Below are 14173 nucleotides of genomic sequence, written 5' to 3' on the forward strand. Positions count from 1 at the left end.
GCGCGCCGCCGGGCTTGCCGCCGGGTTGCGGGCACGTCCGCTGGCCAGCGAAGCCGCCGCGCTCGCCCGCCGGGCCGGCATCTCCCTGGCCGGGTCCGGCGCGGCCGGGTCCGGCGCGGCCGGGAACGCCGACGGCACCGGCACCGGCGAGGGGAGCCACGGTGGCGAGGACGGCGGTCCGGCTACACAAGCCTGGCACCCCGGACTGACCGGGCGGGAGTTCGAGGTGCTTCGCCTCGTCGCCGCCGGCCAGTCCAACAGGGAAATCGCGGCCGCCCTGTTCATCTCGCCCAAGACCGCCAGCGTTCACGTCTCCAACATCCTCGCCAAGCTGGGTGCCGCCACGCGGACCGAGGCCGCGGCCAAGGCTCACGCACTGCGCTTGCTCGATGTTCCGGTCTCGCTCTAGCCGGCCGGCTTATGACAACGTAATCACGGCCATCGTTCCGCAACGGTGACCGGACAATACTCGAATGACCGTTCGACCTGCTGCTATGCTTCAGGCATGGCCGCGCACATACCACCGGGCTGGCCAACCGGAGTACATCCGCCTGGCACCAGCGATTTCGAAGCCACCGCCGTCGCCTGGCTGCTCGACGTCGTCCCTCCCGACTACCGGCTGCACGGGGTGCTGCGCCGGCATCCCACGGCGCTGGCCGCCATGGCCCGCCACCACACCGCCGCCTGCGTCGAGGGCGCCCGCCAGGGGTACCGCACCGCGCGCACCGAACTCGCCGAGGCGCTGCCACCGCACGCGGTCGACGCCGTGCTCGCCGCCTACCGCACTGAGGGCCGCCGGCTCGCCGCCACCGCCCGGGCCGTCGTCCTAGTCGAGCGCGCCATGCGCGGCGAGCTCCCCGCGCCGGAACGCTGACGCCCGGACACGCCCGGCTGGTTCGCGTCAGCACGGAAGAGCCTTCCGGCGGTCCGGTCCTGATACCCTGCGGCCCAGGCCGCACCGCCGCGGCGAACGTGATCATTAGCACTTGCGCCAAAAACTGATATCAGTATGATAGAAGTACGGTATCTAGGAACTTCCCTGGAGGTGGGCAGATGTCAGCCCAGGTTCAGCTCGCGCAGAGCACTTACTCCCCCGCTCAGACGATGCCGGAACGCTCAGCCAGGTACCTGCGCGGTCTTCCGATGCTAGTGCTAAGCCTCGTCCTGCTGGCCGCGGCGATCGTCTCGTTCTGGCAGGCCAACCAGCACAAGAGCGCCGCTGTCGCCCTGGTGTGGCTGGGTATCGTCCTCATCGTGGCCGCGGTCCTGGTCTTCCGCGGCCTCACCCCCGTCGTGCCCGGCCGGGCGCACGTCATCCAGCTGTTCGGCAGGTACCAGGGCTCGATCCGCGAGCCCGGCCTGCAGTGGGTCAACCCGTTCACCAACCGCATCGCGGTCTCGACCCGGATCCGCAACCTGGAATCAGCGCTCGTCAAGGTGAACGACGCCGACGGCAACCCGATCGAGATCGCGGCTGTGGTGGTCTGGCAGGTGCGTGACACCGCGAACGCCAGCTACTCGGTCGACGACTACACCCACTTCGTGGCCATCCAGGCCGAGACCGCCGTCCGGCACATCGCGTCAAGCTACCCCTACGACAGCCGTGGCACCGGCGTGCTGTCGCTGCGCGACAACGCGGATGAGATCACCGAGCGGCTGTCGGGCGAGCTCACCGACCGGGTCCGGCCGGCTGGCGTGCAGATCATCGAGACGCGTCTCACCCGGCTGTCCTACGCGCCCGAGATCGCCCAGGCGATGCTCCGCCAGCAGCAGGCGAGCGCGGTCGTGGGCGCCAGGCAGAAGATCGTCGAAGGCGCGGTCGGCATGGTCCGGCTCGCCCTGCAGCGCCTGGACGAAGAAAACGTCGTCGAGCTGGACGAGGAGCGGAAGGCGGCCATGGTGTCGAACCTTCTCGTCGTGCTCTGCAGCGAGCAGGCCACCCAGCAGGTCGTGAACACCGGCTCGCTGTACCAGTGACGGCAGGCACGGAACCGGAATGCCCGAACGCAAGAGCATACTGCTGCGGCTCGACCCGGCCGTCCACGACGCCTTGGCCAAGTGGGCGGCCGACGAGATGCGCAGCACCAACGCCGAGATCGAGTTCCTGCTCCGTCGCGCCCTCGCGCAAGCTGGCCGGATGCCTGGCCGCGCCGCGCAGATGCGCAGGCCGGGCCGGCCGCCCGCCGACCCTGGCGCAAACTCCGATTAGCGGACGGCAGCGGGCGAAACCGCGGTTGGCTCCGGAGCCAGGTGAACCCGGGCCGCGAATTCACCGTCGTCACTCACGCATCTCGCCGCTCCTGCGTCAACTCGCGGAAGGCGACTATTTCATCGCCAGCGGTGATCGACCAATTGGCTGATCGTGACAGACTTGAACTGCCAAAGCTCCCCATCGCGACCACACCGCCGGGGACGACCATCGGAGGCGACATGTTCCAGGTCCCGCCTTCACCGGGCGGCGATGCGCGCTACTCCGACGACGACCTCGAGCCGCTGCGCGCCGCCCTGCTGGCCCTGAGCAAGGGCGATTTCAGTCCCCGGACCCCCGCGGCCGTCCGCACGATCCCGGCAGGCGCGGCAGTCGGGGCGGTCGGGGCGGTCGCGAGCGGCGGCGGAACAGTGCTCGGCCAGATCTGGCCGCTGGTGGACGCCGTCGCGACCGAGCTGTCCGCACTGAACGACGAGGTCGCCAGGCGCGCCGAACAAGTGCGGGACATCGCCACGGTCACCACCGCCGTCGCGCGCGGCGACCTGACGAGGAAGGTCACCGTCGACGTCCAGGGCGAGATGCTGCAGCTCAAGCAGACCGTGAACACGATGGTGGACCAGCTGTCGGCCTTCGCCGACGAGGTCACCCGGGTGGCCCGCGAGGTCGGCACCGAGGGACGCCTGGGCGGCCAGGCGCACGTGCGTGGCGTCTCGGGCGTCTGGGAGGACCTGACCGACTCGGTGAACGGGATGGCCCGCAACCTCACGGTGCAGGTCAGGAACATCGCCCAGGTCGCGACCGCGGTCGCGCAGGGCGACCTGTCCCAGAAGATTACCGTCGACGCGCAGGGCGAGGTGCTCGAGCTCAAGACCACGATCAACACGATGGTCGACCAGCTGTCCGCGTTCGCCGACGAGGTCACCCGGGTGGCCCGCGAGGTCGGCACCGAGGGACGCCTCGGCGGCCAGGCGGACGTCAAGGGCGTGTCCGGGATCTGGAAGGACCTCACCGACAACGTCAACTCCATGGCAGGCAACCTCACCACCCAGGTGCGCAACATCGCCCAGGTCACCACCGCGGTGGCCCAGGGCGACCTGTCGAAGAAGATCGACGTGGCCGCGCTCGGCGAGATCCTCCAGCTCAAGACCACGATCAACACGATGGTCGACCAGCTGTCCGCGTTCGCCGACGAGGTCACCCGAGTGGCCCGCGAGGTCGGCACCGAGGGGCGCCTGGGCGGCCAGGCCGAGGTGGCGGGCGTGTCAGGCACCTGGAAGCGGCTGACCGAGTCGGTCAACGGCCTGGCCTCCAACCTCACCACGCAGGTCCGCGCGATCGCCGCCGTGGCCAGCGCGGTCGCCGAAGGCGACCTCACCCAGTCCATCACCGTGGAGGCCAGCGGTGAGGTCGCCGAACTCAAGGACAACATCAACCTCATGGTCGCCAACCTGCGCGAGACCACCAGGGCGAACCGCGAGCAGGACTGGCTGAACACCAACCTCGCGCGGCTGTCCTCGCTGATGCAGGGGCACCGCGACCCGCTCGAGGTGGCGCGGCTGATCATGAGCGAGCTGACGCCGCTGGTCTCCGCGCAGTACGGCGCCTTCTACCTGGCCGCCAGCGGCGGCCCGGCGCCCGACGGCGCCGGGGCCGATGGGGGCGGGGCCGATGGGGGCGGGCCTGATCGCGCCCCCGAATTCGAGCGGATCGCCGCGTACGGCTTCCACCGCAGCGGCATGACCCGCTTCTGCCTGGGCGAAGGGCTCGCCGGACAGGCCGCGCTCGACCGCGCGCGGATCGTGGTCCAGGACGCCCCGCCGGGGTACGTGACGGTCGGCTCCGGCCTCGGCTCCGCCGCGGCGACCAGCGTCGTCGTCTTGCCGATCCTCTTCGAGGACCAGGTGCTCGGCGTGCTCGAGCTCGCGTCGTTGCACCGGTTCAGCGAGCTGCACCTGACGTTCTTCGACCGCTTCGTGCCGACGATCGGCGTGACGATCAACGCGATCATGGCGAACTCGCGCACCGAGGTGCTGCTCACCGAGTCGCAGCGGCTCGCCACCCAGCTGCAGGAGCGGTCGGACGAACTGCAGCGTCAGCAGGCCGAACTGCGCCGCTCCAACGCGGAGCTCGAGGACAAGGCCGCCCTGCTGGCCAAGCAGAACCGGGCGATCGAGGTGCAGAACTTCCAGATCGACCAGGCCCGCCGCACCCTGGAAGAACGCGCGCAGCAGCTGGCGATCTCCTCGCAGTACAAATCGGAGTTCCTCGCCAACATGTCGCACGAGCTGCGCACGCCCTTGAACAGCCTGCTCGTGCTCGCGGGGCTCTTGTCGGAGAATCCGGACGGGAACCTGTCCGTCAAGCAGGTCGAGTTCGCGCGGACCATCTACGAGGCCGGTTCCGACCTGCTGCAACTGATCAACGACATCCTCGACCTGTCCAAGGTCGAGGCCGGCAAGATGGAGGTGCACCTCGCGCCCATCTCGCTGGACACGCTGCTCGACTACGTGGACGCGACCTTCCGGCCGACCGCCGCGCAGCAGGGCCTCGCCTTCCGGATCGAGGTGGAGCCAGGCGTGCCCGCGCTGATCTACTCCGACGAGCAGCGGCTGCAGCAAATCCTGCGCAACCTGCTGTCCAACGCGGTGAAGTTCACCGCCACAGGCGGCGTCACCATGCGGGTCGCGCCCGCCGCGCCGGACGTCCGGTTCGCCGGCCCGCTGCGGCGCGAGAAGTCGGCCATCGCGTTCGCCGTCGCCGACACCGGGATCGGGATCGCCGAGGAGAAGCTTGAGGTGATATTCGGCGCGTTCCAGCAGGCCGACGGCACCACCTCGCGCGGCTACGGCGGCACCGGCCTGGGGTTGTCCATTTCGCGGGACATCGCGCGGCTGCTCGGCGGCGAGATCCACGCCGCCAGCCGGGTCGGGCACGGCTCCACGTTCACCTTCTACCTGCCCGACCGCCGGGAAGCGGACGGCGCCGATCCGCTCACCGGCTCCGCGAGGGGCTGGGCGGAAGAACTAAAACCAGGCATATCCCGAACGCCAGCGGCCGCCTCCCCCGAGTCCCCTGCTGCCACCGGGGCGGTCAGCCGGGCAGCGCGGTCGCTGTCCGGCGCAGCTCAGCCCGCGGCGGGCGGCGCCGGGCTCGCGGCGTGGGAGGACGACCCGCTGAGGGGAGCGAAAATCCTCATCGTCGACGACGACGTGCGGAACGTGTTCGCGCTGACCAGCGTGTTCGAGCGGTACGGGGCGCACGTGCGGTATGCGGAGAACGGCCGTCAGGGCATGGAGATCCTGGATCGCGAAGACGACATCGCGCTGGTACTCATGGATGTCATGATGCCGGAGCTAGATGGCAACGCCACCACGGCGGCGATCAGGCAGCGGCCGGAGTTCGCCGAGCTGCCGATCATCGCCGTGACCGCCAAGGCGATGAAGGGCGACCGGGCGAAGTCGATCGCGTCCGGCGCCTCCGAGTACGTCACCAAGCCGGTGGACATCTCCCACCTGGTCGGGCTGATGCGCAGCTGGCTTGACGGCCGGCGGGGCGGCTGACGTGGCACAGAAGGCGAGGATCCTGCTCGTCGACGATCGCGCCGAGAACCTGATCGCGCTCGAGGCCATCCTCTCCTCGCTCAACCAGCAGCTCGTCCCCGTCCGCTCCGGTGAGGCGGCGCTGGCGGCGCTGCTGTCCGACGAGTTCGCCGTCATCCTGCTCGACGTGGTGATGCCCGGCATGGACGGCTTCGAGACCGCGGCGCACATCAAGGGCCGCGCCCGCACGCACGATGTCCCGATCATCTTTCTCACCGCGGCGGGCGCGGAGCCTGATCACGCGTTCCGCGGCTACGCCGCGGGCGCGGTCGACTACATCGCCAAGCCTTTCGACCCCTGGGTGCTGCGGGCGAAGGTGGCGGTCTTCGTCGACCTGTACGTGAAGAACCGGCAGTTGCGGGAACAGGCAGACCTGCTGCGCCAGCGGGCGGAGGGCTCGGCCGGCGGCGAGCCAGGCAGCGAGCCCAGCCCGCTGACCGAACTGTCCCGGCGCCTGTCGGCGGTTGAGGTCGTCACCGCCGGGCTGGCCAGCCTGCCCGCGGCGAAGACCGACGCCGCGCTCGCGGACGGCCTGGCCCAGCTGGACCGTGGCATCGGCCGCCTCCGCGACACCCTCGACGCGCTGGGCGTGGACGGCTGACCTCCTGGCCCGCCGCCCGCGGTTCGCCAGCGCCCGGCTACGACGGCCCGTTGACCGCCTCGGCGTTCCCGCGCGGCGCCAGCCACCCAGCCGCGGTGTGCCGACGCACGACCTTCGCGGGGACGCCGGCCACCACGCAGCGGTCCGGCACCTCGCCGCGCACGACCGAGCCGGCCGCGATCACCACGTTGCGCCCGACCCGCGAGCCGGGCAGCACGATCGCCCCGGCGCCCAGCCACGACCCGGCGCCGATCGTGACCGCGCGGTTGACCGGCGCCTGCCGGCCGATCGGCGTGTCCGGGTCGGCATAGCCGTGGTTCTGGTCGGTGATGTACACGTACGGCCCGGTCCAGACATCGTCGCCGATCACGATGCTCTCGTGCGCCACGATGTGGCTGCCACGGCCGATCACGCAGCGGTCGCCGATCCGCAGCACCGGGTCCGGGCCGAGGTCCTGGCCGGGCAGGGTGCCCGCCGACAGCGTGACCTGCGGGGCGATGAGGGTATCCGCGCCTACGGCGATCCATCCCTCGCCGAAGACCGACCCGGCCGGAAACGCCATGACCGACCCGCGGCCGAACTCCCGGAAGGCCCGCCCCGCGGGCGTGTCCCCGGTCACCATCCCGGCCCGCTGGAGCTCGCGCCATCCCCAGTGAACGGCCCGCCACACCAGAGCCCGCCGCACGCCCGCGATCCGGCGCGCCGCACGCTTCCGCCACTTCACCAGGGCATTCTCCCGCGCCCGGACGCCACGCTGACCGCCCTCCCCCGGTTAGCCGGACGCTGGCAGTGCCCCACCGACGCCCGTGCTGCACGTGCCGCAAGCTAACGGCCTATGTCACAAACCGGGACAATTGCCCAATCTCGGGCATCGCACACCATCTTAGGACCCGAGCGGCAGGTACAAAATTGGACGAAACGGGCTAAAATTTCTGCGGCTCGGGTCCTAAGTTTACGGCGAGCGGGAGGGGGGCGCGGCGGTACGGCGGGTGCGGGGCGGGGTGGCGCGGGCGGCCAGCTGGCCGCAGGCGCCGTCGATCTCGCGGCCGCGGGTGTCCCGTACGGTCACCGCGACGCCGTGGGCGGCGATGCGGCTCACGAACTCCTCCTGCACACCGGGCAGCGACGCGGTCCACTTCGAGCCGGGCGTCGGGTTGAGCGGGATGAGGTTCACGTGCACCAGGTGCCCGGCCAGCAGCGAGCCAAGCAGGTCGGCGCGCCACGGCTGGTCGTTGATGTCCTTGATCAGCGCGTACTCGATCGAGACTCGCCGCCCCGTGGCCGCCGCGTAGTCCCAGGCGGCGGACAGCACCTCGGCGACCTTCCAGTGCCGGTTCACCGGGACGAGTTCGTCACGCGCCTCGTCGTCCGGCGCGTGCAGCGAGACGGCAAGCGTCACCGACAGGCCCTCCTGCGCCAGGCGGGCGATCGCCGGGACAAGGCCGATCGTGGACACGGTCACCGAGCGCTGCGAGATGCCAAGCCCGCCGGGCACCGGGTCGGTGAGCCGCCGCACGGCCGCGATCACGCTGCGGTAGTTCGCCAGGGGCTCCCCCATGCCCATGAAGACGACGTTGGACACCCGGTCACCGGACGGGGCAGGAGTGGCGGCCGCAGGGGTGCGCAGGGCACGCTCGCCCGCCACGACCTGCGCCACGATTTCGGCGGTGGACAGGTTGCGGGTCAGCCCTGCCTGCCCCGTCGCGCAGAACGGGCAGCCCATGCCGCAGCCGGCCTGCGACGACACGCACATCGTCACCCGGTCCGGGTACTTCATCAGCACGGACTCGACGAGCGCGCCGTCGAACAGCCGCCACAGCATCTTGCGCGTCGCGCCGTCGTCACAGGCGAGCGACCGCTCCTGCGTGAGCAGCCGCGGCAGCAGCTGCTGCGCCAGCGCCGAACGCGCCGCGGCCGGCAGGTCCGTCATGTCCTCAGGCGAGTCGGTGTACCTGCCGAAATAGTGCCGGGACAGCTGGTCCGCCCGGAACTCGCGCTCGCCGAGCTCGGCGACAGCCTGCCGCCGCTCCGCCAGGCCGAGATCGGCGAGATGGCGAGGTGGACGAGTCACGACGGCTCCGTTCGGGAGAAAGGGGCATAACCCCGCCGATACTACCTGAGCGCAAGGGCTTGATTACGGAGGGCAAACAAGGCGATATTTATGATATGGCAATAATGCGGTCCGGTCCCGAGCCGTTCCCGCAGGCCGCCACGCTGCTTGACAGCGTGAGCCCGTACGGGAGCAGACGGCTGACGGTTGAATTCGATGGTGCTACCACGGCTGCGTACCTGCACGACGACACGTCGCCGATCGCCGCCACCTGGGTAGCGAACCATGTGCGCGCGCCGCGAACCACCGATCCAGACAGGCTCAACGCCGGGCAGCCGCCGATTATGCCGGCCGCCCGCACCCGCCACCCGCGCGGCATCCCGCCGCTGGACCCGGTTAGCCTGCAGGCGCTGTGGTTCGAGGAAGGCGACGGCGTGGCACTGCTCGAGCAGGGCGTCCCGCTCGCCGTCCTGCCAGGCTGGTCGGACTCGAGTCGCGGCATGCCCGGGTACAGCCGGGACGTGATCGGCCAGACGCCGTTCGGCTGGTCGCTCGAGGACGCCATCGAAGGGCTCGGGCCCCGGATGGAACGCGCCAGCGAGTTCTGGCAGTGGCGCAACTCAGCGGCAGGCTGGGGCAAGTTCCAGCAGGCCGCGCTCACCCACCTGACCGCGCGGCTCGGCCCGGGGGCGCACTACTGGGACGGTGCGCCAGGCAAGCGCCCGGCGATCGGGATCTCCGAGCGCCCGCCTGCCCCCGGACGGCCGTACACGGTGCTGTCAACCGTCGGGATGAGCGCGCAGCGGATGCCCGTGGTCGAGCAGGTCGTCGACGATCCGACCGACTACTCACGGATCGAGCTCGCGGTCGCGACGACCCTGCCGTCGGGTGTAGCGGCCCTGGTCTTCTTGTGGCTGGCGGGATATCCCTGGCGCGAGGTGACCTGGTTCGGTCCAGGCCACAGCGTTCGGTGGTATGACCAGCCATCGAACTTCCCGCTCGGCGGCGGCTACGAGGGCGTGCTGCTGCTCGACGACCCGTCCGGGCTGTCCGGGCCGCGCGTACCGGATCTGTCCGGCTTCTCCGTGGACGGTGACCCGGTGCGGTGGCTTTGGATAATTCCAATTTCCGAACGGTCCCGGCTGCTTGCCAAGGAGCATGGCTCCGCGACCCTGGTAACCGAGCTTGCCGCGGAGAATCGCAGCTGGATCGCCGATCCCGCCTAGGGTTCTGGGGCGCCTGGGGTGCCTGGGGACACCGGGGGTGCTGCGGCTCCGGGGACACAGTGCCGGGAAGCTAAGGGGCTGCGTCGCGGACGGTACCGGCTACTTAGGATACGAATTGCATGGTTCCTGCTGTTTTGTCATAGTTTATGGAAGCGGAATGTATCCTATGTCGCATGGGGTAGGGAGCGTTGATGCTGGCTGCGCGATCCAGTCCGTGATCCACGGGGGCCTACGCGCGCGGGATCAGCAGGCCGCGCAGCAGTCCCGGCCACCGCTGGCCGTCATGGACGCGTTCGGGAACCAGGTAGCGGTCGGCGCCGACCTGCCGGACCTGCTCGTCGCGGACCGGCAGCAGCACCAGGTCCAGCGAGAACGGCCGTGCCTTGCGGCCCAGCTCGCGTTCGAGGTCGGCGACCACCCGGCCAGTCCGCGCGTCGTGGTACAGGCCCGCCTCCAATCCCGCCTTCTTGCGGGCGGTGTGCCAGTCTTGGGCCTGTTTCCGTCGGCGGGTGACAGCCCGTTGTAGCGCGGGCCAGGCTGCCAGGCCACGGAAGTCTGGCGTCATGAAGGCCAGCAGCGCCGGCGGGCGGGCCAGGTCGAACGGCGGCGACAGCGGGGGCAACCCGATCAGCGAATGCCACCAGGCCAGCCAGCCCGCGGCCAGCCCGGCGGCGTCCGACGGGTCCGTGCTTGGGTCCGGCAGCGGCTCAACGTCCGGCTCCCCCGGCACCACGCCTCCCGGTGCCACGTCGATGCGCTCCGCGGCGCGGAACCACAGGGCGATATCGAACGCCTCCGGCCACCGGTCCTCGCTGATACGCCACGAGGACGAACCTGCTTGATACATCGGCATGACTCCTCAACTGGCTACCGCCGAAAGCATGCGCCCGGCCCCTTCCCGAGGCAAGGCCTGCCAGGCGTGGCCCAGGGATGTCGGTGGGATGTCCGCCCGTCCGCGGCATCGGCGACACACGAGGTGACATGGTCGTTCAGCGAGTTGCCGCACGGAGGGAGCACGTGCGCCGTCAGGAGGTAAGCGCCGAACCGCAGGATCCCCGGAGCACGTGCGCCGTCAAGGCGCAGCCGGGGCCAGGGGGAATGGGGGGACGGGTAGTCCCCCCATTGGGGGGTCACCGGGGGGCTTGGCCCCCCGGGGGAAACTCAGTGGATATGCAGGTTCACGCCCAGCGGGACGAGCCACCACAGCAGGACCGCGAGTATCGCGCTAGCCAGCGCGCGCAGGAAGGCTACGCCCAGGAAGCCATGCTCCCAGGCGACGTAGACGCCGATCCCCACGTAGACCAAGAGGATGAGGTGCCTGATCCATCTGAAGGACATGCCTTCGACTCCGTTCCGGGAATACCGAGCCGATTTACCGCTCCTTTAGTCCCGTGAAATTCGCAGCTCAAACATTCGCGGGACAGGCGCCCCGGCCCGTTCGGGACAATGGAAAGGAAAGCGACGGGCGGGACGACGGAAAGCGGCGTGCGGTGCTCAGCGGAGGAATGCCGTGAGCAGCAGCCAGACGACAGGGGCGCAGACGAGCAGCGAGTCGATCCGGTCGAGAATGCCGCCATGGCCGGGGAGCAGCGACCCCATGTCCTTGATGGCCAGGTCCCGCTTGATCATGGACTCGGCAAGGTCGCCGAGCACGGCGGCGGCGACGGCGGCCACGCCGATGACGGCACCCGCCCACCAGTGCCCGTGCAGCAGGGTGGGCAGCAGCACCGCGCCGGCCGCGATCGTGGTGACGGCGGAACCGGCCAGGCCTTCCCAGGTTTTGTTCGGGCTGATGGCGGGGGCTAGCTTGTGCGCGCCGGAGCGGCCCAGCGTGATGCCGGCGAAGTAGCCGCCGATGTCGCTGCAGATCGTGAGGATGATGAACGTGAGGACTCGCTTGCCGCCGTCGGGCGGGGCCAGCATCGCCGCGACCGCGCAGCAGAGCAGCGGCAGGTAGGCGAGGGCGAAGACGCCCGCGGTGACGTCCCTGACGTACCCGGCCGTGCCGCCGAACAGGCGCCAGCCCAAGATCGCGACGACGGTCAGCGCGAACGCGGCGGTGACGGCGCCGCCGGCGGCCCAGTAGGCGGACGTCAGCATCGCGGCGCCGCCGAGGGCCACCGGGATGACCGGGAGGCGGATCTCGCGCGTGCGCAGCGCGTCGTGCAGCTCCTTGAGCGCGACGGCGAGCGCGGCGCCCATGTAGAGCAGGAACGTCGCCTTGACGGTCAGCAGGGTGAGCAGCGCGAGGCCGCCGAGGGCGGCCCCCACGCCGATCGCGGCCGGCAGGTTCCGGCCGGTCCTGATGCCCTTGCCCGGCGCTGGGGTGCCGCCGTCCGGGTTGTTGTCTTCGGGCTTGGTGCCGACGGCGCTCACACCTCGAGCAGCTCGCCTTCCTTGTGCTTGAGCAGCTCGTCGACCTGGGCGACGTAGGTGTCGGTGAGCTCCTGCAGCTCACGCTCCGCGCGGCGCACCTCGTCCTCGCCGGCCTCGCCGTTCTTCACCATCTTGTCCAGCGAGTCCTTGGCGTGGCGCCGGATGTTCCTGATGGAGACCCGGCTGTCTTCGGCCTTGGAGCGCGCGGTCTTGATGTACTCGCGCCTGCGCTCCTGGGTGAGCTCGGGGAAGATCACCCGGATGATCACGCCGTCGTTGGAAGGGTTCACCCCGAGGTCGCTGTTCCTGATGGCCTTTTCGATGGTGCCGAGGCTTGCCTTGTCGAAAGGCTGGATGATGACCATCCGCGGCTCCGGGACATGAAACGAGGCGAGCTGGTTCAGCGGGGTCGGGTTGCCGTAGTACTCGGCCGTTATCTTGGAGAAGATGCCCGGATGGACGCGGCCGGTGCGGATGTTGCTGAAGTCTTCCTTGGCGACCGAGACGGCCTTGTCCATCTTCTCCTCGGCCTCGAGGAGGGTGTCATCGATCATCGTTACGGCTCCTGTGCGCACGCGAGAATGCCGGTCGGACTTCGACCCTGGACGGCCTTCACCACATTACCCGCCGGCCACGGCACTTCGGCTGAGGTCTCACCTTAGTCCAGACGGCCGGCGCGGCCCGGTGGCGGCGCGTCCGGGCGGAGCGCGCGGCCTGGCTCAGGCCCGGGTTCGGGCCCGGGTTCAGGCCTGGCCGACCTGGAACCTGGCGAATGCCCGCACGGTCACGCCGTCGGCCTTGAGCACCTGGGCGACACTCTGCTTCGGCTCCTTCACGAACGCCTGCTCGACGAGCACGACGTCCTTGTAGAAGGCGCCCAGACGGCCCTCGACGATCTTGGGGATCGCCTGCTCAGGCTTGCCCTCATCGCGGGTAATCTGCTCCGCGATCCGGCGCTCCTTCTCGGTGACATCGGCCGGCACCTCGTCGCGGGTGACGTACTGCGGACGCATGGCGGCAATCTGCTGCGCCAGGTCCCTGGCCACCTCCTCGCTCGGCTTGTCCAGCTGGACGAGCACGCCGAGGGTCGGCGGCAGGTCGCGGTCGGTGCGGTGCAGGTAGCTGGTCACGTAACCGCCCTCGAAGCGGGCGAAGCGGCCGAGCTCGAGCTTCTCCTTGATGGCGGCGCTCGCGTCCTCGATGAGCTGCTCGACGGTCTTGCCCGGCTCGGCCTCCGTGGTCAGCAGGGCGAGCCTGTCGGTGACCTTGCTGGCCAGGGCCGCCTTCGCGATCTTGGCGGCCACCTCCTGGAACTGCTCGTTCTTGGCCACGAAGTCGGTCTCGGAGTTCAGCTCGACGAGCACGCCCGCGCTGTTGCCGTCAAGCTCGGCGGTCACCAGCCCATTGCCCGCAGTGCGGGCGGAGCGCTTGCCTGCGTCCTTGACGCCCTTCACCCGCAGGATCTCGACGGCCTCCTCGATGTTGCCGTCGGCCTCCGCGAGGGCGTTCTTGCAGTCCATCATTCCCGCGCCGGTCTGCTCGCGAAGCCGCTTCACGTCAGCGGTGGAGAAATTCGCCATGTCGTGGTTCCTCGTTCGTCAGTCGTCACTCGTCGTCGGCTTCGTCGTCCTCGGCCGCATCACCGGATTCGTCGCCGGCCTCATCGATGGCCGCGTCGGCGACCGCGTCGTCCCCGGCCTCGTCGTCCTCGGCCTCGGCGACCGCCTCGGCGGTCGCCGAGTTGGTGCTCACCACGTCGTCGGCGATCACGCCGGCACCGGCGCCGTTGCCCTCAAGCAGGTCCCGCTCCCACTCAGGCAGCGGCTCCTCGCTGGAGAACTCGTCGTCGGAGGGCTTCTGGTCGCCCTCGGCCGCTCCGGCCCGGGCGATCAGGCCGTCGGCCACCGCATCCGCGACCACCCGGGTCAGCAGCGCCACGCTGCGGATCGCGTCGTCGTTGCCGGGGATCGGGTAGCTCACCTCGTCCGGGTCGCAGTTGGTGTCCAGGATGGCCACGACAGGGATGCCCAGCTTGCGCGCCTCGCTGACCGCGATGTGCTCCTTCTTGGTGTCGACCACCCAGATGGCGCTCGGCACCCGCGACATGTCCCT

15 protein-coding genes are annotated in these 14173 nt (G+C 70.0%); 7 read left to right on the plus strand and 8 right to left on the minus strand.

The features are described from left to right. From Q1N79_RS27740 to Q1N79_RS27765, 6 genes are all read left to right on the plus strand, one after another. A partial coding sequence (locus Q1N79_RS27740; RefSeq protein ID WP_300614002.1) for a helix-turn-helix transcriptional regulator occupies window positions 1-409 on the plus strand: 409 nt, incomplete at its 5' end. Between the two features lie 96 nt (window positions 410-505). Then, entirely contained in the window at window positions 506-874 is a 369-nt protein-coding gene (locus Q1N79_RS27745; protein ID WP_300614004.1) for a hypothetical protein, read from the plus strand. Window positions 875-1053: 179 nt separating this feature from the next. Further along, window positions 1054-1977 (plus strand): SPFH domain-containing protein, encoded by a 924-nt coding sequence (locus Q1N79_RS27750; RefSeq protein ID WP_300614005.1) that lies wholly within the window; start codon window positions 1054-1056, stop codon window positions 1975-1977. A gap of 19 nt (window positions 1978-1996) precedes the next feature. Then, the gene (locus Q1N79_RS27755; protein WP_300614006.1) at window positions 1997-2209 is read left to right on the plus strand and encodes a hypothetical protein; all 213 of its coding nucleotides are present in this window, start codon (window positions 1997-1999) and stop codon (window positions 2207-2209) included. Between the two features lie 221 nt (window positions 2210-2430). After that, on the plus strand, window positions 2431-5769 hold the full coding sequence (locus Q1N79_RS27760) for a HAMP domain-containing protein (protein WP_300614008.1): 3339 nt from the start codon (window positions 2431-2433) through the stop codon (window positions 5767-5769). Window position 5770: 1 nt separating this feature from the next. Then, window positions 5771-6409 (plus strand): response regulator, encoded by a 639-nt coding sequence (locus tag Q1N79_RS27765; RefSeq protein ID WP_300614009.1) that lies wholly within the window; start codon window positions 5771-5773, stop codon window positions 6407-6409. 37 nt (window positions 6410-6446) lie between these two features. Here the strand turns inward: Q1N79_RS27765 and Q1N79_RS27770 are convergent, their stop codons facing one another. Both Q1N79_RS27770 and rlmN read right to left on the minus strand, forming a co-directional pair. Further along, on the minus strand, window positions 6447-7133 hold the full coding sequence (locus Q1N79_RS27770) for an acyltransferase (RefSeq protein WP_300614010.1): 687 nt from the start codon (window positions 7131-7133) through the stop codon (window positions 6447-6449). A gap of 228 nt (window positions 7134-7361) precedes the next feature. Then, window positions 7362-8480, minus strand: a complete 1119-nt coding sequence (gene rlmN, locus Q1N79_RS27775) for a 23S rRNA (adenine(2503)-C(2))-methyltransferase RlmN (RefSeq protein WP_300614011.1) — start codon at window positions 8478-8480, stop codon at window positions 7362-7364. A 95-nt stretch (window positions 8481-8575) separates the two neighbouring features. On the opposite strand from rlmN, the gene Q1N79_RS27780 reads away from it, so the two are divergent. Continuing rightward, window positions 8576-9685, plus strand: a complete 1110-nt coding sequence (locus tag Q1N79_RS27780; protein WP_300614012.1) for a suppressor of fused domain protein — start codon at window positions 8576-8578, stop codon at window positions 9683-9685. Window positions 9686-9914: 229 nt separating this feature from the next. Here the strand turns inward: Q1N79_RS27780 and Q1N79_RS27785 are convergent, their stop codons facing one another. From Q1N79_RS27785 to rpsB, 6 genes are all read right to left on the minus strand, one after another. Continuing rightward, window positions 9915-10532, minus strand: a complete 618-nt coding sequence (locus Q1N79_RS27785) for a hypothetical protein (protein ID WP_300614013.1) — start codon at window positions 10530-10532, stop codon at window positions 9915-9917. A 314-nt stretch (window positions 10533-10846) separates the two neighbouring features. Further along, window positions 10847-11023: a hypothetical protein gene (locus tag Q1N79_RS27790; protein WP_300614014.1), complete on the minus strand. Its 177-nt coding sequence runs from the start codon at window positions 11021-11023 to the stop codon at window positions 10847-10849. 156 nt (window positions 11024-11179) lie between these two features. Beyond that, complete coding sequence (locus tag Q1N79_RS27795; RefSeq protein WP_300614015.1) at window positions 11180-12061, minus strand: phosphatidate cytidylyltransferase; 882 nt, start codon at window positions 12059-12061, stop codon at window positions 11180-11182. Continuing rightward, window positions 12058-12615, minus strand: coding sequence for a ribosome recycling factor (frr, locus tag Q1N79_RS27800; RefSeq protein WP_300614016.1), 558 nt, complete (start codon window positions 12613-12615; stop codon window positions 12058-12060). The genes Q1N79_RS27795 and frr overlap by 4 nt, the downstream gene beginning before the upstream one ends. A gap of 189 nt (window positions 12616-12804) precedes the next feature. Beyond that, window positions 12805-13641, minus strand: a complete 837-nt coding sequence (gene tsf / locus Q1N79_RS27805; RefSeq protein WP_300614017.1) for a translation elongation factor Ts — start codon at window positions 13639-13641, stop codon at window positions 12805-12807. A gap of 25 nt (window positions 13642-13666) precedes the next feature. Then, a partial coding sequence (rpsB, locus tag Q1N79_RS27810; RefSeq protein WP_300614018.1) for a 30S ribosomal protein S2 occupies window positions 13667-14173 on the minus strand: 507 nt, incomplete at its 5' end.

This window comes from Trebonia sp., from assembly GCF_030042015.1.
Lineage (GTDB): Bacteria > Actinomycetota > Actinomycetes > Streptosporangiales > Streptosporangiaceae > Trebonia.

What these genes read in the sequence shown, in the direction of transcription:
- Q1N79_RS27745 (WP_300614004.1), top strand. Translation starts at nt 506, where the DNA reads ATGGCCGCGCACATACCACCGGGCTGGCCAACCGGAGTACATCCGCCT.
- Q1N79_RS27750 (WP_300614005.1), top strand. Translation starts at nt 1,054, where the DNA reads ATGTCAGCCCAGGTTCAGCTCGCGCAGAGCACTTACTCCCCCGCTCAG.
- Q1N79_RS27755 (WP_300614006.1), top strand. Translation starts at nt 1,997, where the DNA reads ATGCCCGAACGCAAGAGCATACTGCTGCGGCTCGACCCGGCCGTCCAC.
- Q1N79_RS27760 (WP_300614008.1), top strand. Translation starts at nt 2,431, where the DNA reads ATGTTCCAGGTCCCGCCTTCACCGGGCGGCGATGCGCGCTACTCCGAC.
- Q1N79_RS27780 (WP_300614012.1), top strand. Translation starts at nt 8,576, where the DNA reads ATGGCAATAATGCGGTCCGGTCCCGAGCCGTTCCCGCAGGCCGCCACG.
- Q1N79_RS27785 (WP_300614013.1), bottom strand. Translation starts at nt 10,532, where the DNA reads ATGTATCAAGCAGGTTCGTCCTCGTGGCGTATCAGCGAGGACCGGTGG.
- Q1N79_RS27790 (WP_300614014.1), bottom strand. Translation starts at nt 11,023, where the DNA reads ATGTCCTTCAGATGGATCAGGCACCTCATCCTCTTGGTCTACGTGGGG.
- frr (WP_300614016.1), bottom strand. Translation starts at nt 12,615, where the DNA reads ATGATCGATGACACCCTCCTCGAGGCCGAGGAGAAGATGGACAAGGCC.
- tsf (WP_300614017.1), bottom strand. Translation starts at nt 13,641, where the DNA reads ATGGCGAATTTCTCCACCGCTGACGTGAAGCGGCTTCGCGAGCAGACC.